Raw genomic sequence first — 25,760 nt, 5'->3', positions numbered from 1 at the left:
CCGCCCGCCCCTGCCTAGGTAGGGGCGGACGACGACCCCGCAGGTGCCGGCAAAGGCCGGCGCCCTTTCACAAGACCCAGCCGGTCAGGTGCCCCCATGAACGACCAATCCCCCAACGCCGCCTTCCGTGACAGCTCGTTCCTGCAAGGGGCGAACGCCGCCTATGTCGAACAGCTTTACGGCCAGTGGGCCAATGATCCCGCCGCGGTCGATCAGGCGTGGGATGACTATTTCCGCAGCCTCGGCGATGCCCCCCAGACCGTCACGCGCGAGGCGCGGGGCGCCAGCTGGGCGCGGGCCGACTGGCCGCCCCAGCCCGGCGACGAGAACACCGCCGCCCTGACCGGCGAATGGCCCATGGCGCGCGAGGCCGAGGCCAAGGCGGCGATCAGGAAGATCACTGAAAAGGCCGATGAAAAGGGCGTCACCCTGTCCGACGAGCAGATGCGCCAGGCGGTGCTGGACAGCGTGCGCGCGATCATGCTGATCCGCGCCTTCCGCATCCGCGGGCATCTGTTCGCCGATCTCGACCCGCTGGGCATGCGCGAGATGCCCCCCCTGGGCGAGCTTGACCCCGCCACCTACGGCTTCACCGCGTCCGATATGGACCGGCCGATCTTCATCGACAACGTGCTGGGCCTGCAGGTCGCCTCGATCCGCCAGATCACCGAGCTGATGAAGCGCACCTATTGCGGCACCTTCGCGTTGCAGTTCATGCACATCTCGGACCCCGAACAGGCCGCCTGGCTGAAGGAGCGGATCGAGGGCTACGGCAAGGAGATCGCCTTTACCCAGGAGGGCCGCAAGGCCATCCTGAACAAGCTGGTCGAGGCAGAGGGCTTTGAAAAGTTCCTGCATGTCAAGTACATGGGCACCAAGCGTTTCGGCCTTGACGGGGCCGAGGCGCTGATCCCGGCGATGGAGCAGATCATCAAGCGCGGCGGTGCGCTGGGCGCGCATGAGATCGCCATCGGCATGCCCCATCGCGGCCGCCTGTCGGTGCTGGCCAATGTGCTGTCCAAGCCGTTCCGCGCCATCTTCCACGAATTCCAGGGCGGCAGCTACAAGCCCGATGACGTGGACGGCTCGGGCGACGTGAAATATCACCTCGGCGCCTCGGCCGACCGGCAGTTCGACGACAACATGGTGCACCTTTCGCTGACGGCGAACCCCAGCCATCTGGAGGCGGTGAACCCCGTGGTGCTGGGCAAGGTGCGTGCCAAGCAGGACCAGTATGGCGACAATGTCGACCGGACCAGCGTCATCCCGGTGCTGCTGCACGGCGACGCGGCCTTTGCCGGACAGGGCGTCGTGGCCGAATGCCTGCAGCTGTCTGGCATCCGCGGCCACCGCACGGGCGGGTGCATCCACATCATCGTCAACAACCAGATCGGCTTCACCACCGCGCCGTCCTTCAGCCGCACCTCGCCTTATCCGACCGACATCGCGCTGATGGTCGAGGCGCCGATCTTCCACGTGAACGGCGACGATCCCGAGGCGGTGGTTCACGCCGCCAAGGTTGCGACCGAATTCCGGCAGAAGTTCCACAAGGACGTGGTCATCGACATCTTCTGCTATCGCCGCTTCGGTCACAACGAAGGCGACGAGCCGATGTTCACCAACCCGGCGATGTACACCAACATCAAGGCCCACAAGACGACCTTGCAGCTGTACACCGAGCGGCTGGTCAAGGACGGCCTGATCCCCGAGGGCGAGATCGAGGACATGAAGGCCGCCTTCCAGGCCCATCTCAACGAAGAGTTCGAGGTCGGCAAGAACTTCAAGCCGAACAAGGCCGACTGGCTGGACGGCAAATGGGCCGGTCTGGCGCCCGAGGGCGCCGAATATACCCCCGGCAATACCGGCATCGCCCCCGAGACGCTGGACCAGATCGGGCAATCGCTGATCCGCGCCCCCGAGGGCTTTGCCCTGCACAAGACGGTGGGCCGTCTGCTGGAGGCCAAGCGCCAGATGTTCGAGACGGGCCGCGGCTTTGACTGGGCCACGGGCGAGGCGCTGGCCTTCGGCAGCCTGCTGCTGGAAGGGCATCCGGTGCGGCTGGCGGGGCAGGATTCGACGCGCGGCACCTTCAGCCAGCGCCATTCGGCCTTCATCGACCAGACAAGCGAGCGGCGCTATTACCCGCTGAACAACCTGCGCGAAGGGCAGGCCCGCTACGAGGTCATCGATTCGATGCTGTCGGAATATGCGGTCCTCGGCTTCGAATACGGCTATTCGCTGGCCGAGCCGAACGCCCTTACCCTGTGGGAGGCGCAGTTCGGCGATTTTGCCAACGGCGCGCAGATCATGTTCGACCAGTTCATCTCGTCGGGCGAAAAGAAATGGCTGCGCATGTCGGGCCTGGTGGTGCTGATGCCCCATGGCTACGAAGGCCAGGGGCCGGAACATTCCTCGGCCCGGCTGGAGCGCTGGTTGCAGATGTGCGCCGAGGACAACTGGATCGTCGCCAACCTGACGACCCCGGCCAACTATTTCCACATCCTGCGCCGGCAGATCCACCGCAGCTTCCGCAAGCCGCTGATGCTGATGACGCCGAAATCGCTGCTGCGCCATCCGCAGGCTGTCAGCAGCGCCGAGGACTTCACCACCGGCTCGACCTTCCACCGGGTGCTGCAGGATGACGCGCAGCGCGGCAATGTCGATTTCCAGCTGGCCCCCGACGACGCGATCCGGCGGGTCGTGGTCTGTTCGGGCAAGGTCTATTACGACCTGCTGGCGGCGCGGAACGCGGCCGGGGCGCAGGATGTCTATATCCTGCGGCTGGAACAGTTCTATCCCTTCCCGGCGCAGTCGCTGGCCAAGGAGCTGGGGCGGTTCCGTCAGGCCGAGATCGTCTGGTGCCAGGAGGAACCCAAAAACCAGGGCGGTTGGTCCTTTGTCGAGCCGAACCTGGAATGGGTGCTGAACCGCGTCGGCGCCGATCACCCCCGCGCCCGTTATGTCGGCCGCGCCGCGCAGGCTTCGGTCGCCACGGGCCTGGCCAGTCGCCACAAGGTCGAGCAGGAACAGCTCGTCGCCGAAGCCATCACGCTGGAGAGCTGAGATGACCACCGAAGTCCGCGTGCCCGCTTTGGGCGAAAGCGTCAGCGAAGCCACTGTCGCGACCTGGTTCAAGAAGCCGGGCGACAGCGTCGCCATGGACGAGATGCTGTGCGAGCTGGAAACCGACAAGGTGACGGTCGAGGTGCCCTCGCCCGCCGCCGGCGTGCTGTCCGAGATCGTCGCGCCCGAAGGCGGCACGGTCGGCCCGAACGCATTGCTTGCGCAGATCACCGAAGGCGGCGCGGCCCAGGCGCCCGCCCCCGCGGCGCAGGGCGCCGCCGAGCAGACCACCGGCCAGCGCGCCGCAGCCAAGGAGACGCCGAAGATGGCCGGACAATCCGTTGACGTGATGGTGCCCACCCTGGGCGAAAGCGTGACCGAGGCAACGGTCGCCACCTGGTTCAAGAAGGTCGGCGACACCGTCCAGCAGGACGAGATGCTGTGCGAGCTGGAAACCGACAAGGTTTCGGTCGAGGTTCCGGCCCCTGCCTCGGGCGTGCTGGCCGAGATCCTGGCCGAGGAAGGCGCCACGGTTGACGCCAGGGCACGGCTGGCCGTCATCAGCGAGGGCGCCTCTGGCGCCGCCCCGTCGCATGCGGGCGCGGGCCAGTCGGGCGCCGGCCCGTCGGGCGCGGGCGCGTCCTATGAGCGCGGCGCGCAGGGCGGCAACCCCGTCGGCCCCGCCGCGGGCGGCGAGGATGGCGTGACGGCCGGGCAGGTCGGCTCGCCCGGCGCCGGTCCCGAACAGATGACGCCGCGCAAGGGTGCGGGCCGCAGCGACATCGAGGATGCGCCCTCGGCCAAAAAGGCGATGGCCGAGGCCGGCGTCAGCCGCGACCAGGTGCAGCCCTCGGGCCGCGACGGGCGCGTGATGAAGGAAGACGTGTCCCGCGCGGCCTCGGGCCAGGCAGCGCCCCAGCATTCCGCGGCGCCCCAGCCCGCCCCTGCCCCCCGCCAGGCGCAGGCCGCGCAGGCCGCCGGGCGCGAGGAGCGGGTCAAGATGACGCGCCTGCGCGCCACCATCGCCCGCCGCCTCAAGGACGCGCAGAACACCGCCGCCATGCTGACCACCTATAACGAGGTGGACATGTCGGGCGTCATGGGCCTGCGGACCGAATACAAGGACGCCTTCGAAAAGAAGCACAAGGTCAAGCTGGGCTTCATGTCCTTCTTCGTGAAGGCCTGCTGCCATGCGCTCAAGGAAGTGCCCGAGGTCAATGCCGAGATCGACGGCGGCGACGTGGTCTACAAGAACTATGTCAACATGGGCGTCGCGGTCGGCACGCCCACGGGGCTGGTGGTTCCTGTGGTGCGCGATGCCGAGCAGAAATCCTTTGCGCAGATCGAGAAGGAAATCGCCGAGCTGGGCGCGCGCGCCCGCGACAGCAAGCTGACCATGCAGGACATGCAGGGCGGCACCTTCACCATCTCGAACGGCGGGGTCTATGGCTCGCTGATGTCCTCGCCCATCCTGAACCCGCCGCAGTCGGGCATCCTGGGGATGCACAAGATCCAGGACCGCCCGGTCGTGGTCGGCGGACAGATCGTCATCCGCCCGATGATGTATCTGGCGCTGAGCTATGACCACCGGATCGTGGACGGCAAGGGCGCGGTGACGTTCCTCGTGCGCGTCAAGGAAGCGATCGAGGACCCGCGCCGGCTGCTGATGGATCTGTGACCGGGCCCGGGCGTTTCCCTTGCCCGGAACGCCCGGATCCGCCCCAGGCCGGATTGCGCCTGCGGGATTTGCCAGACCAAAGGACGACCGCTCATGACCAACCAGATCATCGCCCGCTACGACATCGCCGACTATGCCCAGTTCCGCGCCGCCTTCGATGCGGATGCCGAGGATCGGGGCCATGCCTCGCTGTCGGTTCTGCAGATCTGGCGCGAGGGGGCGCAGCGCGTCTGGGTGCTGTATCAGGTTGCCGACGGCAAGCGGGCGATGGATTACCTTGACAGCGCCGGGCAGGTCTTCAACGGCCGCGCCGGGGTGCAGGCATCCGCGTTCCACACGGTCCAGACCGCATGAGCGTCGCGCCCACCCCCGAGTTGACCGTCCTCGGCCTTGCCGCGATCCTGCAGGCGGTCCAGATCGGCCTGGCGGCCTGGTCGATGCACCGCGACGGGCTGGATGGCTGGAATGCCGGCCCGCGCGATGCCGAGCCGGCATTCTCGGCCCTGACGGGCCGTCTGCGGCGGGCGGTCAACAATCATTTCGAGGCGCTCGCCTTCTTCACCATCGCCGTGGTGCTGGTGCAGTTCACCGCATCGAACGGCCGGGGAACGGCGATCTGCGCGGCGGTCTATCTGCTGGCCCGCATCCTTTATGTCCTCGCCTATGCATTCGGCTGGTCGCCCTGGCGCTCGGTCATCTTTATGGCCGGGTTTCTGGCGACGATGGCGATGATCGTCACGGCGCTTCTGTGATCTTCTTCTGCACATGAATATCCCGCGGGGGTCCGGGGGCGCGAAGCCCCCGGTCCGGCCGCTTCAGACAAGGACAAAGCGATGTATGACCTGATCGTGATCGGCGCCGGCCCCGGCGGCTATGTCTGCGCCATCCGCGCGGCGCAGCTGGGGCTGAAAGTCGCCTGCGTCGAAGGGCGCGAGACGCTGGGCGGCACCTGCCTGAACGTGGGCTGCATCCCGTCCAAGGCGCTGCTGCATGCCTCGCACATGGCGCATGAGATGCATGCGAATTTTGCCACGCTGGGCCTGATGAACGCCCATGCGGACATCGACTGGAACCGGATGCAGGCCTACAAGGCCGAAACCGTCGCCACCAATACCAAGGGCATCGAGTTCCTGTTCAAGAAGAACAAGATCGACTGGCTCAAGGGCTGGGCCAGCATCCCCGCCCCCGGCAAGGTCAAGGTCGGCGACACGGAATACGAGACGCGCAACATCGTCATCGCCTCGGGTTCGGTATCGACGGCGCTGAAGGGCGTGACGATCGACAATGCCGGCGGGGTGGTGGTCGATTCGACCGGCGCGCTCGAGCTGCCCTCGATCCCCAAGACGATGGTCGTTATCGGGGCGGGCGTCATCGGGCTGGAACTCGGGTCGGTCTATAACCGGCTGGGCACCCAGGTCACGGTTGTCGAATACCTGGACGCCATCACCCCCGGCATGGACGGCGAGGTGCAAAAGCAGTTCCAGAAGATCCTCGCCAAGCAGGGCCTGACCTTCATCCTCGGGGCCGCGGTGTCGGGCGTTGAAGCCGGCGAGACAGGCCCGGCGACAGTCACCTATACCCTCCGGAAAGGCGGCGAGGCGCAGAGCATCGAGGCCGATGTCGTTCTGGTCGCCACCGGGCGGCGCCCCTATCACGACGGGCTGGGGCTGGATGGGCTGGGTGTGCAGCTGACCGATCGCGGGCAGATCGCCATCGACGCCCATTGGGCGACCAGCGTTCCGGGCGTCTATGCCATCGGCGATGCCGTTCCCGGCCCGATGCTGGCCCACAAGGCCGAGGACGAGGGGATGGCCGTGGCCGAGATCATCGCGGGCAAGCACGGGCATGTGAATTATGACGTGATCCCCGGCGTGATCTACACCACGCCCGAAGTCGCCAGCGTCGGCCTGACCGAAGAGGCCGCCAAGGCCTCGGGACGCAAGATCAGGGTGGGCAAGTTCCCCCTGATGGGCAATGCGCGGGCCAAGGCGATGCTGCAGGCCGAAGGCTTCGTCAAGCTGATCGCCGATGCCGACACCGACCGTATTCTGGGCGCGCATATCATCGCCCCCGGCGCGGGCGAGATGATCCACGAGATCTGCGTGGCAATGGAGTTCGGCGCCGCCGCGCAGGACGTGGCGCTGACCTGCCACGCCCATCCCACCGTGTCCGAGGCCGTGCGCGAGGCCGCGCTGGCCTGCGGGGACGGGGCGATCCACGTCTAGGCAGTCTTTTGCCGATCTAGGCGACAACCCGCCGATCCGCCCCGCATGCCCATGCGGGGCGCGTCTTTGTGCCGGACGCCCATGGCCCGCGGCGCTATGGTCGCGCCCAAGGAAACAGCATACGGGCGCGACATTGATGAACCCCCTTCTTTCCCGGCTGAGCATGCTGGCCCTGGCGGCGCTTGTGGCAGGCTGTGGCGATCAGATCGACCACGACCGGCGCTATCTGCTCGAGCCGCGGGCGCAGCAGGCCAGGCGCGAGGCGCTGTATCCCAACGAGACGCCGGAGCTGCGGGCGCTGATCCGCAAATACGCCTCGCTCTATGGTGTTCCCGAGGATCTGGTCCATCGCGTCGTCATCCGGGAAAGCCGCCACCGGCCGGGCGCACGCAATGGCCCTTATTACGGGCTGATGCAGATGCTGCCGGCGACCGCGCGGGGGATGGGCTATTCCGGATCGGCCTCGGGGCTGCTGGATGCCGAAACGAACCTCAAATACGGGGTCAAGTATCTCAGGGGCGCCTATGTCGTGGCGGGCGGCAATCCTGACAATGCCGTGCGTTGGTATTCCAAGGGCTATTACTATGAGGCCAAGCGCAAGGGCTTGCTGAAGGAAGCCGGGCTGCGCTGACCGGGGGGCCGGGGCGATCCTGTCCATTCCGGCGCAGGGGCCGGGCCGGCATGGAACGGGGCAGCCGGGGCCGTCCTTCGGCCCGGTCCGCGCTAATCGGCGCGCAGCAATGGTGGCTTGGCAGGAATGCGCAATCTCGATTTCAGCAACTGGCACAGCCTGCTTCAGACCGTATTAGGGCTGGCACTGTTCACCCTGATCGGGATGGGCATCCGTGTGCTGGCCATGTTCACCGTTCAGGCCCGGCGCGAGCGGATGAACCGGCAGATCAATGAACGTCTGAAGGTGCTGATCGCCGCCTATAAAACACTGGGCGGCTCGTTCACCGGCGATCTGGCCGTCGATCCCACCCATATGCGCGATCTGCGCGCCCGGGCCGATCCGGGCAGCCTTGGCGAGCCTGCATCCGACCGCGCCCGGCGCATCCGCGATGCGGTCGAGGGCGCGTTGTCCGATGTGCTGCTGCTGGGAACCGAACAGCAGGTGCGGCTGGCCCAGCAGGCCGCGCGCGACATGGTGGCGGGGCGGCCCGTCCATATGGATCAGCTTGTCGTCTCGCTGCGCGATTTCATCCGCGATGCGCTCGACCTGGCCCCCCTGCCCGCCAATCTGGCGATCCCGCCGCAAGGCCCCGCCCGGCCGTCACCTGCCGGGGCCAAGGGCCGGCAGGGCGGCGATGCAGCGGGCGGCTCCGGCAAGGGCGGCGGCGGCATGGGCGGGGGCATGGGCGGCGGCATGGGGCCGGGGCCGATGATGGCCGATCATCCCGGCCATCCCGATACGCCCTGAAATCAGGCCGCGCTTTCCCGCTGCATGGCGCTGACCGCCGAAGGGCGCGCCTTGACGCGGGCGACAAAGGCGCCGACCGCCGGCCAGCGGCCCATATCCAGCCCCACATGCTCGCCCCAGCCCGCCACCACGGCGCCATAGGCATCGGCGATGGTAAAGGCCGCGCCGGTCAGATAGGCCCGCCCGTCGGAAAGCTGCTGTTCCAGCATGTCGAGGTTTTTCCCCGCGGCGGCGCGCTGCGCCTCGCGCTCGGCCTCGGACGCGTCGCGGAACAGCGGGCTGAAGGACGGGTGCAGCGTCGAGGCGACAAAGTTCAGCGCCTCGTTCACCCGCGCCCGTTCCAGCGAGCCGCAGCGCGGGGCAAGGGTTTCGCTGCCCGAGCTGTCGGCCAGATATTGCAGGATCGCCGGGCCCTCGGTCAGCACCTGCCCATCATCCAGTTCCAGCGCCGGCACCTTGCCCTTGGGATTGATGGCCAGGTAATCCTTGCCGCTGGCAGTCTTCTTGTCGCGGCCGACCCTTTCGATCTCGAATTGGGCGCCGATCTCGTTCAGGACCATGTGACTTGCCAGCGAACAGGCGCCGGGCATGAAATACAGCTTCATCGGGTGTTCCTTGATGGTCGATCCGCCGGCATGACACTGCCCCCGCGCCGCCCCGTCAAGCGCCCCGTCAAGCGCCCCGTCAAGCGCCCCCGTCAGCGCCCCTGCCGCCGCGCCATGAAGGCCAGCCGCTCGAACAGCGCCACATCCTGTTCGTTCTTGACCAAGGCGCCGTGCAGGCGGGGCAGCACCTCGCCCGCCGGGCGTCTCAGATCCTCGGGCGACAGATCCTCGGCCAGGATCAGCTTGAGCCAGTCCAGCAATTCGCTGGTCGAGGGCTTCTTCTTCACCCCCGGCACCTCGCGCAGTTCAAGGAACTGGCTCAGCGCCTCGTCCAGCAGCCGCGGCTTGAGGCCGGGAAAATGGACATCGACGATCCGCCGCAGCATGTCCGCATCGGGAAAGCGGATATAGTGGAAAAAGCAGCGGCGCAGGAATGCGTCGGGCAATTCCTTTTCATTGTTCGAGGTGATGATGACCACGGGCCGGTGCGCGGCCCGGATCGTCTCGCCCGTCTCATAGACGTGGAACTCCATCCGGTCGAGTTCCTGCAGCAGGTCGTTGGGAAACTCGATATCGGCCTTGTCGATCTCGTCGATCAGCAGCACGACCTTGCCCGGCGCGGCGAATGCCTGCCACAGCTTGCCGCGGCGGATATAATTGCCGATGTCATGGACCCGCGCATCGCCCAGCTGGCTGTCGCGCAGGCGGCTGACGGCGTCGTATTCGTAAAGCCCCTGCTGCGCCCTCGTGGTGGACTTGACGTTCCATTCGATCATGGGCAGGCCAAGGCTGGCGGCGACCTGCCGGGCCAGCTCGGTCTTGCCGGTGCCCGGCTCGCCCTTGACCAGCAGCGGTCTTTCCAGCGTGACGGCGGCGTTGACAGCCAGTGTCAGATCGGGCGGGGCGACATAGCTGTCGGTGGAACGGAACTGCATCGCGGGCCTCTGGGCTGGGGGCGCCCCGATCCTTAGCCGCAGCGCCCCTTCCAGACAAGTTGCAAGGGCGGGCGGACATGCGGCCCTTTCCTTCACGCCGTTCATCCTTTATTGGGAGCGCCGACAGTCCGGGACCGGTCGTTCCGGTCCGGCCGGAGGAAGCATGAAACGTCAGACGTTCCTGCCCGAAGAATACCGTCCAGCCGAGGACGAGCCCTTCATGAACGACCGCCAGCTTGAATATTTCCGCCGAAAGCTGCTGGCATGGAAGCAGGAGCTTCTCGACCAGTCGGCCGAGACGCTGGAAGGGTTGCAGGACAGCGGCCGCAACGTCCCCGACATCGCCGACCGTGCCTCCGAGGAAACCGACCGCGCCATCGAGCTGCGCACCCGCGACCGCCAGCGCAAGCTGGTCAGCAAGATCGACGCGGCGCTGCGACGGATCGAGACGGGCGAATACGGCTATTGCGAGATGACGGGCGAGCCGATCAGCCTCAAGCGGCTGGACGCCCGTCCTATCGCCACCATGACGCTCGAGGCGCAGGAACGGCACGAGCGCAAGGAACGCGTCCACCGCGAGGAATGAGGCAGCCTGCCGGCATGGCAGGGATGCGGCCCCCAGGGGCCGCGCGCCCTTGCGGGGGCCGCGCCCCGCCCCCCCTCCCCCAGCGGGGGGGACGGGGCACCGCCGGTTTCCGGCGCGGCCCTGGCCGGTCGGGCTTTGCCATCCCCCGCCCCTGCACCCTCGGCCCTAGCACCCTCGGCCCTTGCACCCACGGCCTTTGCGCTTGGGGCGGGCCGCGCCTTGGCGCGCCTTGTCCCCTGCCGGCCTTGGCGCCCGCAGGGGCGGCGGTCTAGCCATGGGCGCGCTGGCCGGGCGCCCTGCCCTTGTCGTCGGCGGCGGGATCGGCGGGCTGACCGCCGCACTCGCGCTGGCGCGGCGGGGCGCGGCGGTGACGGTTCTTGAACGCGCCCCCCGGCTTGACGAGGTGGGGGCCGGCATTCAGATCAGCCCGAACGCGGCCCACGTGCTGGATGCGCTGGGCCTGTCCGGGCCGTTCCGCGCGGCCTCGGTCGACAGCCCGGCTGTCACGCTGCGCGATCATCGCGGCGGGCTGGTGCTGCGGATGGATCTGGCGGCGGCGCGGCCGGGGCAGGATTTCCGCACCATCCACCGCGCGCGCCTGATCGCCCTGCTGAGCGATGCCGCCCGTGCCAGCGGCGTGACGATCCGTCTGGACAGCCCCGTGGAGGAGCCGCCCGACGTGCCGCTGCTGATCGGGGCGGACGGGCTGCACAGCCGCCTGCGCGCCGCGCTGAACGGGGCAGAGACGCCCTTCTTCACCCGGCAGGCCGCATGGCGGGCGCTCATCCCGCTTGAACCGGGGGCACAGCCGGGCGCGCAGGTCTTCATGGGGGCGGGGCGGCACCTGGTCAGCTATCCGCTGGCCGGCGGGCTGCGCAACATCGTCGCCGTCGAGGAACGCGGCAGCTGGACGGTCGAAGGCTGGTCCCTGCCCGACGATCCCGCCAATCTGCGCCGCGCCTTTGCCGGTTTTGGCGGTCCGGTGCCGGGCTGGCTGGAGCAGGTCACCCGCTGCGCGGTCTGGGGCCTGCACCGCCACCCGGTCGCCCCCCGCTGGCATGACGATCGCCGCGCGATCCTGGGCGATGCCGCCCATCCGACGCTGCCCTTCCTCGCGCAGGGCGCCTGCATGGCGATCGAGGATGGCTGGACGCTGGCTGCCTGCCTGGATGCCGATGCCGACCAGCCGCGGGCGTTGGCGCGCTATCAGGCGCTGCGCCGGGGGCGCTGCGCGCGCATCGTCGATGCCGCCAGCGCCAATGCCCGCAACTATCACCTTGACGGCGCGCGGCGGCTGGCCGCCCATGCCCTGCTGCGCATGGCAGGCCGGCTGGCCCCCGGCGCGGTGTTCGGGCGCTTTGCCTGGGTCTATGACTTCGATCCGGTCGCTGCGGCGCCCTGATCTTCTTCGGCAAGTCAATATCCTCTGGGCGGCAGCGGGTGGAAAACCCCCGGCTCGCCGGCGCCATGGCCCCGGCCCCCGGCTTTCGTCTCAGGCCGCCGCCCGCTCCACCGCGGCGACGATGCCCTCCACGACCTCGCGCAGCACGCCCTCGTCCTCGGCCTCGGCCATGACGCGGATCAGCGGCTCGGTCCCCGACTTGCGGATCAGCACCCGCCCGGACGAGGCCAGCCGCGCCTCGGCGGCGGCGATCTGGGCGCGCACCGCCTCGGCCGACAGCGGATCGGCCCCGGCGCGATAGCGCACATTCTTGAGCAGCTGCGGCACCGGGGTGAACTGGCGGACCAGCTCGCTCGCCCGCTTGCCGCTGTCGGCCAGCGCCGCCAGGAATTGCAGCCCTGCGATCAGCCCGTCGCCGGTGGTGGCATAGTCGGTCATCACGATATGCCCCGACTGCTCGCCCCCCAGGTTGAAGCCGGCGCCGCGCATCCGTTCGACGACATAGCGATCGCCCACCGCGGTGCGTTCCAGCCGCAGCCCGCGCCCCTGCAAGAACCGTTCGAGCCCCAGATTCGACATCACCGTTGCGACCAGCGCCCCGCCGCGCAGGCGGCCCGCCTCGGCCCAGCGGCCGGCCAGCAACGCCATGATCTGATCGCCGTCGGCCACCGCCCCCGTCTCGTCCACGATCATCACCCGGTCGGCGTCGCCGTCCAGGCTGATGCCCAGATCCGCGCCATGTTCGCGCACGGCCGCCGCGCAGGCCTCGGGATGGGTGGACCCCACCCCGGCATTGATGTTGGTGCCGTCCGGCTTGACCCCCAGGGCGATAACCTCGGCCCCCAGCTCCCACAGCACGTCCGGCGCCGCGCGATAGGCGGCGCCGTTGGCGCAGTCGATCACGACCTTCAGCCCGTCCAGCCGCTGCCCGGCGGGAAAGGTGGTCTTGGCATATTCGACATAGCGGCCGCGGCCATCCTCGATCCGGCGGGCGCGGCCGATGTTCTGGGGCTGTGCCAGCGAGATCTCGCCGCCCAGGATCGCCTCGATCTCTGCCTCGGCCTCGTCCGACAGCTTGAAGCCGTCGGGGCCGAAGAACTTGATCCCGTTATCCTCGGCCGGGTTGTGGCTGGCCGAGATCATGATGCCGAGATCGGCCCGCATCGAGCGCGTGAGGAACCCCACGGCGGGCGTCGGCACCGGACCCAGCAGCAGCACGTTCATCCCCGTCGAGGTCAGCCCGGCCGTCAGCGCGTTTTCCAGCATGTAGCCCGACAGCCGCGTGTCCTTGCCGATGACCACGCGGTGCCCGTTGGTGCCGTCGCGGCGGAAATAGCGCCCTGCCGCCGCACCCAGCCGCAGCGCCAGCTCTGCCGTCATGGGATGGGTGTTTGCCCGGCCGCGAACCCCGTCGGTGCCGAAATACTGCCTGCTCATGTGCCGTGCCCCTGTTCTTCAATCGCCCGCCAAAGGGCCAGTCCCTGCCGCGTGCCCGCCACGTCATGGACGCGGTGGATCTGCACCCCCTGCAAGGTCGCCGCCAGCGTCACCGCCAGGCTGCCCGGATCGCGCGCATCCGCTTGCGCCCCCCCGCCGATCCGCCCGACAAAGCCCTTGCGCGATGCCCCCAGCAGCACCGGCAGGCCCAGCGCATGATAAAGCGAGATCCGCCGCAATATCGCAAGGTTATGCGCCTCGGTCTTGCCAAAGCCGATGCCCGGATCAATGACCATGCGGGCGCGCGCGATGCCGGCCGCCTCTGCCCGCGCCACCCGTTCGGCCAGCGCGTCATAGACATCAAGCAGCACGTCGTCATACCGCGGGTCGTCCTGCATCGTGGCGGGCAGGCCCTGCGCATGCATGATGCAGACCGCAGCGCCAGTCCGGGCAACCGCCCCCGCCATGGCAGGGTCGAAATCAAGGCCCGAGACATCGTTCACCAGCCCCGCCCCTGCCCCCACCGCGGCGCGGGCGACATCGGCCTTGCGCGTGTCGATCGACAGGGGGGCGGCGGCCGCCAGGGCATGGATGGGCGGCAGGACACGCGCGATCTCGTCGGGCACGGCGATCTCGGCCGCGCCGGGGCGGGTGGATTCGCCCCCGATATCGATGAGGTCGGCCCCCTCGGCCAGAAGCCTGCGGCCATGGGCGATGCCGCTGTCCGCCGTCCAGCGGCCGCCATCGGAAAAGCTGTCCGGCGTCACGTTGAGGATGCCCATGATGCGCGGGGCATCCATCCCCAGGCCCAGGATGGGCGGGCGCGGCGCCGTCAGGGCCGCCAGCACGGCCTCGGGCGCATCATCGACGATCTGCGGGGGCTTTCCGCGCGCCAGCCGCTCCAGGCGCGAAAAACGCACCCAGCCGCCTGCAAGGCGCCAGCGGCCGCCGCCGCCGGAATCGGGAATGGGCCGGAAATAGCAAGGCTCGGTCATTGTCGGGGCCTGTCACGTCGCGGCAACATGCGCAAGATCACCCCGCAGGGCAAGGCGTCAGCCCGGCGCGCGCAGCTGCGCTGCGCGCATTCCCGCCGGGGCCGCCGGCAGGGGCGCGCCCGGGGGCAGCGCCCAGAACAGCCGGGGTGCCTGCACCCGTTCGGCCAGCCACAGCGTCAGCGCCTGCGGATCGGCCGGCAGGTCCGCCAGATCGGCGACCATCCGCGCCGGCGCCCAGGCCACGGCCAGGCCGTTTGCGGCGGCCCAGTCGATCTCGGTCCGGCTGTCGGCGACCCCGATGCCCAGCGCCCCGGCCAGCGCCCAGGCCGCCTGGTCCAGCGCCAGAAGGGCGATCCGCCGCCCGTCCCCCCCCTGCGGCAGCGGCAGGCGCGGCGCATCGGGCACGATGACCAGCGGCCCGGCAGGCAGCGCCCCCGGCGCGCCGCGAAAGAGCACATCGGGCCGCGCCCCATCGGGCGCCAGCGGGGCCACGCCCCCCTGCCGGCGCATCAGCGTCACGCCCAGCGCGCCGGGCCCGCGGTCAAGTTTTTCCACCGTCACCGTCACCGCCGCGGCCATCGGCTGGGCCAGCACCTGCGCCGCGATCCGTTCGGCAAGCGTTTCGACCAAGTCATAGCGCCGTTCGGCCAGGGCATCGCCCACCGCATCCGTCAGCACGTCATAGCTGAGGATGCGGTCCACCTGGTCGGCCGCGCCGGCGATGGGTGCGGCCAGCTCGGCCTCGAGCGCAAAGCGCAGGCGCTGGGTCCTGCCGCGCTCGCTCTGAAAGGCGCCGATCTCGGCAGAGACGACGTAGTCGCGCAGGTGGATGCGGTCGGGGGGCTGGTCCATGCGCCTTTCTTGAACGAACGCGGCCCCGCCGCAAGGGCGGGGCCGCAAGGGCATCCGTCACGCCCCGGTCAGTTCGAGGCGATGCGCGCCCCGCGGCCGCTGCGGTAGAAGACATGGCTGCCGATCCGCGTCGTGCGGGTGAAGCGCCTGGTCCATGAGGGGCGCACATAGGCGGTGTGGAAATAGGTCGCGCCCTGGGTCAGCGTGCGCGGCGCGCCGGCCAGCAGCTCGGCCGCGATGCGGCGGGCGCGCATCGCCGCGGCGCTGTCGCGCATGCGCAGGCTGCGGCCCTTGTAGCTGAACTGCCCGCTCTGGTTCACCACGCCGCAGACCGACTTGGGAAATGACGGGTGATCGACGCGGTTCATGATGACCTCGGCCACGGCGCGCTGTCCGGCAAGGGATTCGCCCCGCGCCTCGAAATACAGCGCCTCGGTCAGGCAGCGCAGCGCGGCGCCGTCGTGTCCCTGGGCGCGGACCTGCTGCAGGCGCTCGGGCCCGTTGCCGGGGATCGCGCCCGCGGCGGTGAAGGGGGTCGCAGCCGCGCCATGCGTTCCGGCCGGAATGATCGGCAGCGCCAGTGCGACACACAGCCCCGTGTGCGCCAGCCATGTCGTCAGCTTGGTCATGAAGGTCAGAGTCCTGCTTCCATCGGATGGCGGCCGCTGTCACCTTAGCGACACACCTGATGGATAGGGGATGAGCCAAGCCGGACGGGGTTGCCTACCCCACGAAATGGTTAACTGGGAAACCGGGCCGATTAGTGGCCTTTCCGGCGGGAACACGCCGACCGCGCAGGCGCCGATCGGCAAGGCTATGCGCGTTTCGCCCCTCAGTTGTGCCTGCGGCAGAGGCGGAATGGTCAACCGCGAGGCATGCCTGCCGCCGAGTCGGCCATGTCGCGGGCAATGGTTTCCTGCGCGAGCGCCAGCCGCGCGACCGGCACGCGGAAGGGCGAGCAGCTGACATAATCCAGCCCCGCGCGCAGGCAGAAGGACAGCGATTCCGCATTGCCCGCATGTTCGCCGCACATCGCCACCGTGATGCCCGGCCGCCTTTCGCGCGCCCGCGCGGCCCCGATCATCACCAGCTCGCCCACCCCGTCCTGATCGAGGATGTGGAACGGGTCTTCGTCAAAGACGCGCTGCGCGATATAGCTGTTCATGAACCGCGCGGCGTCGTCGCGCGACAGGCCATAGGTCATCTGCGTCAGGTCATTGGTGCCGAAGGACAGAAAGCTGGCATGTTCAGCGATGTCGCCCGCGCGCAGCGCCGCGCGCGGCGTTTCCACCATCACCCCCAGGCGATAGGTGAACCCGGCCCGCCGCTCGGCACGGACGGCCGCGGCCACGCTTTCGATGCGGTGCCGGACCAGCTCGACCTCGCGCATGGCGCTGACCAGGGGGATCATGATCTCGGGCACGACGCCCTCGCCCTGCCGGCCGGCCTCGACCGCCGCCTCGAAGATGGCGCGCGCCTGCATGTCGTAGATTTCGGGCACGGTGATGCCCAGCCGGACCCCGCGCATCCCCAGCATGGGGTTGTATTCGGTCAGCGCCTCGACGCGCCGGACCACGTCCGACAGGGGCAGGTCCAGCGATTCGGCCAGCTCGCGCATGCCTTCGCGGTCATGGGGCAGGAATTCGTGCAGCGGCGGGTCGAACAGGCGGATGGTGACCGGATAGCCGTCCATGATGCGGAACAGCGTGGTGAAATCGGCCCGCTGCATCGGCAGCAGCCGGTCCAGCGCCAGGCGGCGATCCTCGGGGCGGCGGGCAAAGATCATCTCGCGCATGGCCGGCAGGCGCGCGGCGTCAAAGAACATGTGCTCGGTCCGGCACAGGCCGATGCCCTGCGCGCCGAACATGCGCGCGGTGCGCGCATCCTCGGGCGTGTCGGCATTGGCGCGCACGCCCATGGCGCGCGCCGCGTCCGCCCATTCCAGCAGCTGGGTAAAGCTGTCGTCCAGCGCCGGCTCCAGCATCTCGGCCGATCCCGCCAGCACCTCGCCCGAGGTGCCGTCGATGGTGATCTCGTCGCCCTCGGCAAAGACGCGCTCGCCCGCGCGCATGATCCGGGCGCGCGCGTCGATCTGCACGGCCGAGGCGCCGACGATGCAGGGCAGCCCCAGCCCCCGCGCGATGACCGCCGCATGGCTGGACATGCCGCCCCGTTCGGTCAGCACCCCGACCGAGGCATGCATCCCGCGGATATCCTCGGGCAGCGTCTCGCGCCGCACCAGGACGGCCGCCTCGCCGCGCGCCGCCGCTGCCTGCGCGGCCGCGGCGGAAAAGGCGATGCGGCCGGTGGCGGCGCCGGGGCTGGCGGCCATGCCGCGCGCCACCAGATCGCGCGGCGCATGCGGGTCGATCTGATGGTGCAGCAGTTCGGCCAGCGCGCGCGGCTGAACGCGCATCAGCGCCTGTGCCCGGCTGATGATCCCCTCGCTCCCGAGGGCAACCGCGATGCGGACCGCGGCGCGGGCGGACCGCTGCACCCGGACCGCATCGATGATCGACAGGCATCCGTCGGTGACGACGAACTCGATCTGCATTTCCTCGCGCAAGCGTTCGCGCGCGGCGATGCCGAAGCGGACAAGGTCGGCGAACACCTCGGGCGCCGCATCCTCAAGCGAGGTGCCTCGGGCATCGCGCGTCAGATACATCGAGCCGCCGTCGCGCCCGCCCGTCCGCCCCTGCGTCTGGCCGCGAAAGCGCCCGGTGATGCCGGGGGCGCCGGTCACGGCATCCACGAACTGGATGGTGCCCGATCCGGTGACGCCCGGCCCCAGCGCCAGTGCCATATTCTGCACAATCAGCCCCAGCGGCGCATCGGCCGGCGCGCCCTTGGCCTGCCGCAGCAGCCGCGCCGTCGGCCCGTCCCAGGCCCGCGCCATGGAACGCAGCACCTCGGCCAGCTGGCGCGCGGGTTCCTGCGGAAAGGGTTCGTCCGTCTCGCTGCGATAGGCGTCCAGCACATCGGCCAGCGAGGCCGAGGGATCGGAAAACATGTCGGGATCAAGGCGCGCGACATGGATCGCATAGGACTGGACAAAGCGGCGATAGAGCGCATCGGCCGCATCGGTCCCCAGCGTCATGGCCAGCTTGCGATGGCTGGCCTCGTTGATGCCGATGTTCAGCACCGTCCCCGGCCCGCCCCATTCGGGATCGACCGGCGAGGGACGCACCCCGATCAGCCCGCCCGCCCCCCCGATCAGCCGCGCCAGATCGGCGTCGGGCGGCATCCGCCCGGCCGCGATCAACCGGACCGCCGCGGCCGGAATGGCAACGCTGCGCGGCACCGGCAGGGCCATGCGGATCAGCCGTTGCAGGCATTTGGCGCGCCATCCATGCGCCGCCACCGAGATCGGGGCGGACGGGGTGATCTCGGCGATCTCGTCGGGCGGGCTGTGACTCATGGGGCGCAAGCCTATGCGCTGTGGCGCCGGCCCCGCAAGAGCCGAGGCGGCACTCCTTCAGGCCGCCAGCTCGACCCAGACGGGAACGTGATCGCTGGGCTTGTCGCCGGCGCGCTGGTCGCGGTCGATCCCCGCGCCGCGCATCCGGTCGGCGGCCTGGGGCGACAGCAGGATGTGGTCGATGCGGATGCCGTTGTCGCGTTCCCAGGACTGGCGCTGGTAATCCCAGAAGGTGAACGGGCCGCGGCCGGCATGGGGATCGCCGATGCGGATCGCGTCGGTCCAGCCCTGGTTGACGATCCGGCGAAAGGCGGCGCGGGTCGGGGGCAGGAACAGCGCATCCTCGGCCCAGCGTTCGGGGTGGGCGGCGTCGCGCGGCTCGGGGATGACGTTGAAATCGCCCAGCATCACGACAGGCTCCTCGCTGGCCAGCAGCTCGGCCGCGCGCCGGCGCAGCCGTTCCATCCAGTCCAGCTTGTAATCGTATTTCGGCCCCGGCGCGGGGTTGCCGTTGGGCAGATAAAGCCCCGCAACCGTGACGGCGCAGTGATCGCCCATGACCACCGCCTCGACATAGCGGGCCTGTTCGTCCGCCTCGTCCCCCGGCAGGCGGCGGCGCACCGCCTCGACCGGCAGGCGCGACAGGATGGCGATGCCGTTCCAGCTTTTCTGCCCATGAGTGTGGACCTGCCAGCCCAGATCCTCGATCGGCCCGGATGGGAACGCCTCGTCCACCGACTTGATTTCCTGCAGGACGACGATATCGGGCCGGGCCTCGGGCAGCCAGGCGGTCAGCTGGTGCAGCCGCGCCTTGATGCCGTTGACATTGAAACTGGCGATCTTCATGCCCGCGACCCTAGGCGCGGCGCGGCGCGGCGGCAAGCGCGGCTTGCGCGGCTTGCGCGGCAGGGGGCGCGCGCCCTAAGGCAATGTCCATGCAGCGCCTGTCCAAATCCGCCCGCAACGAACGCATCAAGCTGACCGCGACATTCCTCAACGGGATCGGCGTGGCCTGCGTCGCCGTGGGCGGGCTGGCGCCGCTGATCGCGCTGGGAAACGGGACGCTGAAGGGCGGCGCCGGGTTCTATGCGATCATGGGCACTTGCCTCGTGCTGGCCACCTGCCTACATTTCATGGGCAGATATGTGCTGCGCGGCCTGTCCGAGTAGGAACGACCATGACCGGACCAGAAATCCTCTATGCGCTGTCCTACCCAGTCGCGGTGCTGGCCCTGGGCCTGGTGGTGACACTGATCGCGGTGCGCAACCCGTAAGGCGGCGCTTTCCGGCCCGTCACAACCCTCGCCGCGCTGGCCCAGATCCGTTGCCGTCCATCTGGTCCGCCGGCGGCTGCTGGACGATCAGCTTGTCGATGCGCATGGCGTCCATATCGACGATCTCGACCCTCCAGCCTTCGTGATCAAAGCACTCGCCGGTGCGCGGGATGCGGTTGATGATGGCCAACACCATGCCGGCCACGGTGTTGAAATCGCCCTCGGGCACCGGGAAGCCCGTCTCGCCGGCGAATTCGTCCGCGCTTTCGCCGCCCGACACCAGCCATGATCCGTCGCTGCGCCGCACGATGTCGGGATCCTCGCCCTCGGCATCCACGAAATCGCCGGTGATGGCCTCAAGCAGGTCCATGGCCGTGATGATGCCCTGGAAATGCCCGTATTCGTCATAGACCAGCACCATGCGCGAGGGGGTGTTGCGCATCACCTCGATCACCGACAGGGCATCGGCGGCATCCAGCACGGTGGGCGCCTCGCGCATCATGGCGCGCAGGTCGGGGGTTTCGACCCCGATCAGGTCGCGCAGCGCCACGACGCCCAGGATCTCGTCACTGGAACCTTCGGTGACGGGCAGGCGCGAAAACCGCGCCTCGCGCGCCTTGGCGACGACAACCTGCGGGGGATCGTTCACGTCGATCATCTCGACATCGCGGCGCGGGGTCATCATGGCGGCGGCGGTGCGGTCGGCCACGCGCATCACCCCCGCGATCATGCCGCGCTCGCCTTCCATCAGCACGCCGGCCTGCGTGGCCTCGGCGATGGTCATGCGGACTTCCTCGTCGGTGATGGCGCGGTCGGCACCGTCGCGAATGCCCATCAGCCGCAGCGCCAGGCGCGCCGTGCTGTCCAGCACCCAGACAAGGGGCGTGCCGATCCGTGCCAGCATCCGCATGGCCGGCGCCATGCGTGCGGCGATGCCTTCGGGATTGGCCATGGCGATCTGCTTGGGCACAAGCTCGCCCACGATGACCGACAGGGCGGTGATCGCGGTCACGACCAGAAAGACGCCCAGCGTCTGCGCCACCGAATAGGGCACGCCCGCCGCGGCCAGCGCCGCGCCCGCCCGCGCGCCCAGCGTCGCCCCCGACACGGCCCCGGTCAGCACCCCCACCAGCGTGATGCCGATCTGCACGGCCGACAGGAACTTGCCCGGCTCCTCCATCAGGGCCAGGGCGACGGCGGCGCCCCGGTTGCCCTTTTCGACCATGCTGCCAAGCCGCGCCGGCCGCGACGACACGACCGCCAGTTCGGACATGGACAGCAGCCCGTTGAACACGGTCAGCACCACGATCAGCAGGATTTCAAGGATCATCGGCTCAGATCGAGAACGAGGTGCCGCAGCCGCAGGACGAGGTCGCGTTGGGGTTGTCGATGGTGAAGCGCGCCCCGATCAGCTCGTCCGACCAGTCGATGACGGCCCCGGCCAGAAAGGGCAGCGAGACCGGATCGACCAGCACCCGCTGGCCCTGCGCCTCAAGCACCAGATCATCGGGGGCGGCGTCGTCCATGCGGATATCATACTGAAATCCCGAACAGCCCCCCCCCGCCACCGCGACGCGCAGCGCGGGTCCCGGCGCGCCGTCATTGATCTGTGCCAGCCGCGCAAAGGCGCGGGGCGTGACCTTGGGGGGCAGGTTCATGGGGCGTTCCCGTTCCGTGCAATACCGCCTGATTATAGGGTCGCTCCAGCCTTGTCGCAAGGAAGCCCGATGGCCCAGCCCGTGTTCGCCCCCTATGCTTGCCATCCCGCCGCCAGCCGGGGCCGGCTTTTCGGCGAGGAACTGTCGACCTTTCGCAGCCCTTGGCAGCGCGACCGGGACAGGATCATCCATTCCTCGGCGTTCCGGCGGCTCAAGCACAAGACGCAGGTCTTTGTCGAACAGGACGGGGACGCCTATCGGGGCGACTATTTCCGCACCCGCCTGACCCACACGATCGAGGTGGCGCAGGTCGCGCGCACCATCGCCGGGGCGCTGGGGCTGAACACGGACCTGGCCGAGGCGGTGGCGCTGGCCCATGATCTGGGCCACCCCCCCTTCGGCCATACCGGAGAGGACGCGCTTGCAGCCCTGATGGCGCCCTGGGGCGGGTTCGATCACAATGCGCAGGCGCTGCGCATCGTCACCCGTCTGGAACGGCACTATGCCGATTTCGACGGGCTGAACCTGACCTGGGAAACCCTGGAAGGCATCGCCAAGCACAACGGCCCCATCGCCCCGCCCCTGCCCTATGCCCTGGCCGAGGTGAACGCCGCCTGGGACCTGGAACTGCACACCCATGCCAGCGCCGAGGCGCAGGTCGCCGCCGTGGCGGACGACATCGCCTACAACCACCACGACCTGCATGACGGCCTGCGCTCGGGCCTGTTCACCGAGGCCGACCTGGCCGACCTGCCGCTGATCGGCCCGGCCTTCGCCGAGGTGGACCGCCTGCACCCCGCGCTTGATCCCATGCGCCGCCGGCACGAGGCGCTGCGGCGGGTGTTCGGCGTCATGGTCGAGGATGTGATTGCGGTGGCGCAGGGGCGGCTGGCCGCCGCCTGCCCGCCCGACGTGGCGGCGATCCGCGCCATGGAGGGGCCGATCATCCGGTTTTCCAAGCCGCTGTTCCAGAATCTCAAGGCGGTCAAGGGTTTCCTCTTCACCCGGATGTATCGGGCCCCTTCGGTGATGGAGGAACGCGCCCATGTCACCGCCATGCTGAACGCGGTCTTTCCGATGATGCTGGACGATCCGCGGCTGATGCCGGCCGACTGGCAGGCCGAGGCGCTGGCGGCGCCGAACCGCGCCGAGCGGGCGCGGGTGGTGCTGGATTATGTCGCGGGAATGACCGACCGCTTCGCCATCGCCGAATACCAGCGCCTGACGGGCCGCCCTGCCGCGATGGCGCCCCGCGGCTGAAGGCCAGGGCGCGGTGACGCCCGCAGGGGCGGGCCGTCTTTGGGTTGAACCACCCGCCCCCGCCCCGCGTTCCCCCCGCATCTGCAAGCGAGAGAGGCATCATGGCGATCATCAAATCCGGCTCGGCCAAATGGCAGGGCGGCATCAAGGACGGCAAGGGCGAGGTTTCGACACAGTCGGGCGCGCTGTCGTCCCAGCCCTACGGCTTCAACACCCGCTTCGAGGATGGCCAGGGCACCAACCCCGAGGAACTGATCGGCGCCGCCCATGCCGCCTGCTTCAGCATGGCGCTGTCAGGGCAACTGGAAAAGGCGGGCGTCAAGGATGCGCGGATCGAGACGACCTCGGCCGTGACGTTGGAAAAGCAGGGCGACGGTTTCGCCGTGACCAGGGTGCACCTGACCACGCAGGTCTCGGGCCAGGGCGATGAGGCCGCGATCCGCCAGGCGGCCGAGGCGGCAAAGGCCGGCTGTCCGATCAGCAAGCTGCTGAACGCCGAGATCACGATGGATCTGACGGTGGGGTAATGAGCGGCCGGATACAATGCGGATCTGCTTGGCTTACATTCGTGCCTGAGCAGACCATCAGCCTTGTATTCCGACGACAAGCGAAGGGCCTGCCCTTCAATCTCACGCGGAGGCGCCCCTGGGCACCCCCGCGTCATCGCTTATCAGCCGAGCGGGCAGCGTAACTTTCCCAGACATGCATACGCCCCTTTTGTCGGGCATCGGCCAGCCACAGATGTTTGCGGGCATCGGCGGTCTCAAGATGGCGATAACAGCCGCCGGAAAACTTGCTCCAATCCAGCGCAAGTCCCTGCTTGACCATCTCAGCAGACAGATCGCGTCCATCGCGCAATGTGCAACGCGCCACCAAACGGCCGTGATCGTCGCTACAAAGAATTTCAGCCCTGATCGTCTGTCGCTGGCACAGGCCGATCAAGACACCCCTGGCATTGCGACCATAGGGGTGGTTCAGTTCAGGGGCATCAATACCAAAAAGACGGATGGATTTCTTGCGTATCGTGATCGTGTCTCCGTCCACGACAAAGGCAGGTCCAGCGATGATCGCCGCGCCAGGTGGCCGATGAGAGGCAGGCTGCGGCCGCGGCGAAACGGGACGCTTTTTGATATCAGGCTTACGCCGGTCAGCAAGACGGGTGCCTTTGCGACGGCGCTTTCTGCTCGGCATCACGAGCAGGGCGACGACCATCAGCACGCCCATCAGGAAGGCCATTTCGTAACGACTCCGAAATAATGGATTACAGCGGAACGATCGTTCAGCAGCCGCGCCGCCAGAACACTATTTCTATACCATCATCTCTTTCGTCGCCGTCAGCTTCAGTTCGGGCTGATCGCGCTGCACCCGGTCGATGTCCCATTGCAGGCGGGTCAGATAGACCAGATCGCCGTCATTGTCGCTCGCCATGTGCTGCTTGTTGGTGGCTGCGAATTTCTCGACCGCGTCCTTCGGGCCGGACAGCCAGCGGGCGCTGGTGAACTGCGAGGGCTCGAACCGCACCGGCAGGCCGTATTCCTGCTCGATCCGGCTGGCCAGAACGTCGAATTGCAGCGCGCCGACGACGCCTACGATGAAGCCCGACCCGATCATCGGGCGGAAGACCTTGGCCGCGCCTTCCTCGGCGAACTGCATCAGGGCCTTTTCCAGATGCTTGGCCTTCATCGGATCGCCCGCGCGCACGGTTTGCAGCAATTCGGGCGCAAAGGACGGGATGCCGGTGAAGCGCAGCGCCTCGCCCTCGGTCAGCGCATCGCCGATGCGCAGCTGGCCGTGGTTGGGGATGCCGATGATGTCGCCGGCCCAGGCCTCCTCGGCCAGCTCGCGGTCGGCGGCCAGGAACAGCACCGGGTTCGACACCGCCATCGGCTTCTTGCTGCGCACATGCAGCAGCTTCATCCCCCGCTCGAAATGCCCCGAGGCAAGGCGCACGAAGGCCACGCGGTCGCGGTGCTTGGGGTCCATGTTGGCCTGCACCTTGAAGACAAAGCCGGCCACCCTGTCTTCCTCGGGGGCGATCTGGCGTTCGGCGGCGGATTGCGGCTGCGGCTGGGGGCCGTATTCGCCGATGCCCTGCATCAGTTCCTTGACGCCGAAACTGTTGATGGCAGACCCGAACCAGATCGGGGTCATGTGCCCTTCCAGGAACGACTTGCGGTCAAAGGCGGGCAGCAGCTCGCGCGCCATCTCGATCTCGTCGCGCAGCTTGGCCAGCGCGTCGGCCGGGATGTGCCGGCCAAGCGCCGGGTCATCCAGCCCCTCGATCTTGACCGATTCGGCAACGCGGTTGCGATCGGCCCGGTCCATCAGCTCGAGCCGGTCGTTCAGCAGGTCATAGGTGCCGATGAAATCGCGCCCCGACCCGATGGGCCAGCTGGCCGGGACCACGTCGATGGCAAGGTTTTCCTGGATCTCGTCGATGATCTCGAAGGTGTCGCGCGCCTCGCGGTCCATCTTGTTGCAGAAGGTCAGGATGGGCAGGTCGCGCAGGCGGCAGACCTCGAACAGCTTGCGGGTCTGCGATTCCACCCCCTTGGCCCCGTCGATCACCATGATCGCGGCGTCCACGGCGGTGAGGGTGCGATAGGTGTCCTCGGAAAAGTCGCTGTGGCCGGGCGTATCCACCAGGTTGAAGCGATAGGGCCCGAAATCGAAGGACATGGCCGAGGCGCTGACCGAAATCCCCCGGTCCTGCTCCATCTTCATGAAGTCCGAGCGCGTCCGCCGCGCCTCGCCCTTGGCGCGCACCTGCCCCGCCATCTGGATGGCGCCCCCGAACAGCAGGAACTTTTCGGTCAGCGTCGTCTTGCCGGCATCGGGGTGGGCGATGATGGCAAAGGTTCGCCGGCGGGCGATCTCGGGGGGCAGTTGGGGGCGATTGTCCAGCATGGGCAGGCTTTAGCGCGCCCCGGCGCCCGGCACAACGCCCGGCGCC

General features: G+C 68.7%; 24 protein-coding genes. 12 read left to right on the top strand and 12 right to left on the bottom strand.

Annotation, left to right across the window (positions count from 1 at the left end):
• The first annotated feature begins 96 nt into the window (after positions 1 to 96).
• The 7 genes from B0A89_RS08700 (at position 97) to B0A89_RS08670 (ending at position 8,386) form a co-directional block, all read left to right on the top strand.
• Complete coding sequence (locus B0A89_RS08700; protein ID WP_085377802.1) at positions 97 to 3,063, top strand: 2-oxoglutarate dehydrogenase E1 component; 2,967 nt, start codon at positions 97 to 99, stop codon at positions 3,061 to 3,063.
• Position 3,064: 1 nt separating this feature from the next.
• Positions 3,065 to 4,741 (top strand): 2-oxoglutarate dehydrogenase complex dihydrolipoyllysine-residue succinyltransferase, encoded by a 1,677-nt coding sequence (gene odhB / locus B0A89_RS08695; protein ID WP_085377801.1) that lies wholly within the window; start codon positions 3,065 to 3,067, stop codon positions 4,739 to 4,741.
• Positions 4,742 to 4,834: 93 nt separating this feature from the next.
• Positions 4,835 to 5,095, top strand: coding sequence for a hypothetical protein (locus B0A89_RS08690; protein WP_085377800.1), 261 nt, complete (start codon positions 4,835 to 4,837; stop codon positions 5,093 to 5,095).
• Entirely contained in the window at positions 5,092 to 5,493 is a 402-nt protein-coding gene (locus tag B0A89_RS08685) for an MAPEG family protein (RefSeq protein ID WP_085377799.1), read from the top strand. Before B0A89_RS08690 ends, B0A89_RS08685 begins: the two co-directional genes overlap by 4 nt.
• An 81-nt stretch (positions 5,494 to 5,574) precedes the next feature.
• Complete coding sequence (gene lpdA / locus B0A89_RS08680; RefSeq protein ID WP_085377798.1) at positions 5,575 to 6,966, top strand: dihydrolipoyl dehydrogenase; 1,392 nt, start codon at positions 5,575 to 5,577, stop codon at positions 6,964 to 6,966.
• Between the two features lie 136 nt (positions 6,967 to 7,102).
• Complete coding sequence (locus tag B0A89_RS08675) at positions 7,103 to 7,597, top strand: lytic transglycosylase domain-containing protein (RefSeq protein WP_085377797.1); 495 nt, start codon at positions 7,103 to 7,105, stop codon at positions 7,595 to 7,597.
• Between the two features lie 126 nt (positions 7,598 to 7,723).
• Entirely contained in the window at positions 7,724 to 8,386 is a 663-nt protein-coding gene (locus B0A89_RS08670; RefSeq protein ID WP_085377796.1) for a hypothetical protein, read from the top strand.
• 2 nt (positions 8,387 to 8,388) lie between these two features.
• On the opposite strand, the gene B0A89_RS08665 is transcribed toward B0A89_RS08670, so the two are convergent.
• Positions 8,389 to 8,991, bottom strand: coding sequence for a glutathione binding-like protein (locus tag B0A89_RS08665; RefSeq protein WP_085377795.1), 603 nt, complete (start codon positions 8,989 to 8,991; stop codon positions 8,389 to 8,391).
• A gap of 92 nt (positions 8,992 to 9,083) precedes the next feature.
• A complete protein-coding gene (locus B0A89_RS08660) occupies positions 9,084 to 9,926 on the bottom strand; it encodes an AAA family ATPase (protein ID WP_085377794.1) in 843 nt (280 codons plus the stop codon).
• 163 nt (positions 9,927 to 10,089) lie between these two features.
• Here B0A89_RS08660 and dksA point away from each other — a divergent pair, with 163 nt between their 5' ends.
• On the top strand, positions 10,090 to 10,512 hold the full coding sequence (dksA, locus tag B0A89_RS08655; protein WP_085377793.1) for an RNA polymerase-binding protein DksA: 423 nt from the start codon (positions 10,090 to 10,092) through the stop codon (positions 10,510 to 10,512).
• Positions 10,513 to 10,786: 274 nt separating this feature from the next.
• On the top strand, positions 10,787 to 11,914 hold the full coding sequence (locus B0A89_RS08650; protein ID WP_085377792.1) for an FAD-dependent monooxygenase: 1,128 nt from the start codon (positions 10,787 to 10,789) through the stop codon (positions 11,912 to 11,914).
• Positions 11,915 to 12,004: 90 nt separating this feature from the next.
• Here B0A89_RS08650 and glmM read toward each other — a convergent pair whose 3' ends face one another.
• The 6 genes from glmM to xth form a co-directional block, all read right to left on the bottom strand.
• Positions 12,005 to 13,351, bottom strand: a complete 1,347-nt coding sequence (gene glmM, locus B0A89_RS08645) for a phosphoglucosamine mutase (RefSeq protein WP_085377791.1) — start codon at positions 13,349 to 13,351, stop codon at positions 12,005 to 12,007.
• Positions 13,348 to 14,346 (bottom strand): dihydropteroate synthase, encoded by a 999-nt coding sequence (gene folP, locus B0A89_RS08640; protein ID WP_085377790.1) that lies wholly within the window; start codon positions 14,344 to 14,346, stop codon positions 13,348 to 13,350. The genes glmM and folP overlap by 4 nt, the downstream gene beginning before the upstream one ends.
• A gap of 57 nt (positions 14,347 to 14,403) precedes the next feature.
• The gene (locus B0A89_RS08635; RefSeq protein WP_085377789.1) at positions 14,404 to 15,198 is read right to left on the bottom strand and encodes a dihydroneopterin aldolase; all 795 of its coding nucleotides are present in this window, start codon (positions 15,196 to 15,198) and stop codon (positions 14,404 to 14,406) included.
• A gap of 68 nt (positions 15,199 to 15,266) precedes the next feature.
• A complete protein-coding gene (locus B0A89_RS08630) occupies positions 15,267 to 15,827 on the bottom strand; it encodes a cell wall hydrolase (RefSeq protein WP_085377788.1) in 561 nt (186 codons plus the stop codon).
• Positions 15,828 to 16,060: 233 nt separating this feature from the next.
• Positions 16,061 to 18,616, bottom strand: coding sequence for a putative PEP-binding protein (locus B0A89_RS08625; RefSeq protein WP_085377787.1), 2,556 nt, complete (start codon positions 18,614 to 18,616; stop codon positions 16,061 to 16,063).
• A gap of 57 nt (positions 18,617 to 18,673) precedes the next feature.
• Positions 18,674 to 19,462, bottom strand: a complete 789-nt coding sequence (gene xth / locus B0A89_RS08620) for an exodeoxyribonuclease III (protein WP_085377786.1) — start codon at positions 19,460 to 19,462, stop codon at positions 18,674 to 18,676.
• Between the two features lie 89 nt (positions 19,463 to 19,551).
• On the opposite strand from xth, the gene B0A89_RS08615 reads away from it, so the two are divergent.
• On the top strand, positions 19,552 to 19,785 hold the full coding sequence (locus B0A89_RS08615; RefSeq protein ID WP_085377785.1) for a hypothetical protein: 234 nt from the start codon (positions 19,552 to 19,554) through the stop codon (positions 19,783 to 19,785).
• Between the two features lie 123 nt (positions 19,786 to 19,908).
• On the opposite strand, the gene B0A89_RS08610 is transcribed toward B0A89_RS08615, so the two are convergent.
• Positions 19,909 to 21,219, bottom strand: coding sequence for a hemolysin family protein (locus B0A89_RS08610; RefSeq protein ID WP_085377784.1), 1,311 nt, complete (start codon positions 21,217 to 21,219; stop codon positions 19,909 to 19,911).
• Positions 21,220 to 21,223: 4 nt separating this feature from the next.
• The gene (locus B0A89_RS08605) at positions 21,224 to 21,547 is read right to left on the bottom strand and encodes a HesB/IscA family protein (protein WP_085377783.1); all 324 of its coding nucleotides are present in this window, start codon (positions 21,545 to 21,547) and stop codon (positions 21,224 to 21,226) included.
• Positions 21,548 to 21,628: 81 nt separating this feature from the next.
• On the opposite strand from B0A89_RS08605, the gene B0A89_RS08600 reads away from it, so the two are divergent.
• Together B0A89_RS08600 and B0A89_RS08595 are read left to right on the top strand one after the other, a co-directional pair.
• The gene (locus tag B0A89_RS08600; RefSeq protein ID WP_085378854.1) at positions 21,629 to 22,807 is read left to right on the top strand and encodes a deoxyguanosinetriphosphate triphosphohydrolase; all 1,179 of its coding nucleotides are present in this window, start codon (positions 21,629 to 21,631) and stop codon (positions 22,805 to 22,807) included.
• Positions 22,808 to 22,908: 101 nt separating this feature from the next.
• Positions 22,909 to 23,334, top strand: coding sequence for an OsmC family protein (locus tag B0A89_RS08595; RefSeq protein WP_085377782.1), 426 nt, complete (start codon positions 22,909 to 22,911; stop codon positions 23,332 to 23,334).
• A 133-nt stretch (positions 23,335 to 23,467) separates the two neighbouring features.
• Here the strand turns inward: B0A89_RS08595 and B0A89_RS08590 are convergent, their stop codons facing one another.
• Together B0A89_RS08590 and B0A89_RS08585 are read right to left on the bottom strand one after the other, a co-directional pair.
• Positions 23,468 to 24,043 (bottom strand): thermonuclease family protein, encoded by a 576-nt coding sequence (locus B0A89_RS08590; RefSeq protein WP_240558477.1) that lies wholly within the window; start codon positions 24,041 to 24,043, stop codon positions 23,468 to 23,470.
• A gap of 72 nt (positions 24,044 to 24,115) precedes the next feature.
• Entirely contained in the window at positions 24,116 to 25,714 is a 1,599-nt protein-coding gene (locus B0A89_RS08585) for a peptide chain release factor 3 (RefSeq protein ID WP_085377781.1), read from the bottom strand.
• Positions 25,715 to 25,760 lie beyond the last annotated feature (46 nt).

The sequence above is a fragment of the Paracoccus contaminans genome (genome assembly GCF_002105555.1).
Classification (GTDB): domain Bacteria; phylum Pseudomonadota; class Alphaproteobacteria; order Rhodobacterales; family Rhodobacteraceae; genus Paracoccus; species Paracoccus contaminans.
This window is presented reverse-complemented; position numbering and strand designations above follow the sequence as displayed.

Bases quoted from the DNA above. Each gene is read 5' to 3' on its own strand.
- B0A89_RS08625 (WP_085377787.1), bottom strand. From the start codon at position 18,616: ATGAGTCACAGCCCGCCCGACGAGATCGCCGAGATCACCCCGTCCGCC.
- B0A89_RS08585 (WP_085377781.1), bottom strand. From the start codon at position 25,714: ATGCTGGACAATCGCCCCCAACTGCCCCCCGAGATCGCCCGCCGGCGA.
- B0A89_RS08590 (WP_240558477.1), bottom strand. From the start codon at position 24,043: ATGGCCTTCCTGATGGGCGTGCTGATGGTCGTCGCCCTGCTCGTGATG.
- odhB (WP_085377801.1), top strand. From the start codon at position 3,065: ATGACCACCGAAGTCCGCGTGCCCGCTTTGGGCGAAAGCGTCAGCGAA.
- B0A89_RS08650 (WP_085377792.1), top strand. From the start codon at position 10,787: ATGGGCGCGCTGGCCGGGCGCCCTGCCCTTGTCGTCGGCGGCGGGATC.
- xth (WP_085377786.1), bottom strand. From the start codon at position 19,462: ATGAAGATCGCCAGTTTCAATGTCAACGGCATCAAGGCGCGGCTGCAC.
- B0A89_RS08630 (WP_085377788.1), bottom strand. From the start codon at position 15,827: ATGACCAAGCTGACGACATGGCTGGCGCACACGGGGCTGTGTGTCGCA.
- glmM (WP_085377791.1), bottom strand. From the start codon at position 13,351: ATGAGCAGGCAGTATTTCGGCACCGACGGGGTTCGCGGCCGGGCAAAC.
- B0A89_RS08670 (WP_085377796.1), top strand. From the start codon at position 7,724: ATGCGCAATCTCGATTTCAGCAACTGGCACAGCCTGCTTCAGACCGTA.
- folP (WP_085377790.1), bottom strand. From the start codon at position 14,346: ATGACCGAGCCTTGCTATTTCCGGCCCATTCCCGATTCCGGCGGCGGC.
- lpdA (WP_085377798.1), top strand. From the start codon at position 5,575: ATGTATGACCTGATCGTGATCGGCGCCGGCCCCGGCGGCTATGTCTGC.
- B0A89_RS08685 (WP_085377799.1), top strand. From the start codon at position 5,092: ATGAGCGTCGCGCCCACCCCCGAGTTGACCGTCCTCGGCCTTGCCGCG.
- B0A89_RS08615 (WP_085377785.1), top strand. From the start codon at position 19,552: ATGCAGCGCCTGTCCAAATCCGCCCGCAACGAACGCATCAAGCTGACC.
- B0A89_RS08665 (WP_085377795.1), bottom strand. From the start codon at position 8,991: ATGAAGCTGTATTTCATGCCCGGCGCCTGTTCGCTGGCAAGTCACATG.
- B0A89_RS08675 (WP_085377797.1), top strand. From the start codon at position 7,103: ATGAACCCCCTTCTTTCCCGGCTGAGCATGCTGGCCCTGGCGGCGCTT.
- B0A89_RS08595 (WP_085377782.1), top strand. From the start codon at position 22,909: ATGGCGATCATCAAATCCGGCTCGGCCAAATGGCAGGGCGGCATCAAG.
- B0A89_RS08700 (WP_085377802.1), top strand. From the start codon at position 97: ATGAACGACCAATCCCCCAACGCCGCCTTCCGTGACAGCTCGTTCCTG.
- B0A89_RS08690 (WP_085377800.1), top strand. From the start codon at position 4,835: ATGACCAACCAGATCATCGCCCGCTACGACATCGCCGACTATGCCCAG.
- dksA (WP_085377793.1), top strand. From the start codon at position 10,090: ATGAAACGTCAGACGTTCCTGCCCGAAGAATACCGTCCAGCCGAGGAC.
- B0A89_RS08660 (WP_085377794.1), bottom strand. From the start codon at position 9,926: ATGCAGTTCCGTTCCACCGACAGCTATGTCGCCCCGCCCGATCTGACA.
- B0A89_RS08635 (WP_085377789.1), bottom strand. From the start codon at position 15,198: ATGGACCAGCCCCCCGACCGCATCCACCTGCGCGACTACGTCGTCTCT.
- B0A89_RS08610 (WP_085377784.1), bottom strand. From the start codon at position 21,219: ATGATCCTTGAAATCCTGCTGATCGTGGTGCTGACCGTGTTCAACGGG.
- B0A89_RS08605 (WP_085377783.1), bottom strand. From the start codon at position 21,547: ATGAACCTGCCCCCCAAGGTCACGCCCCGCGCCTTTGCGCGGCTGGCA.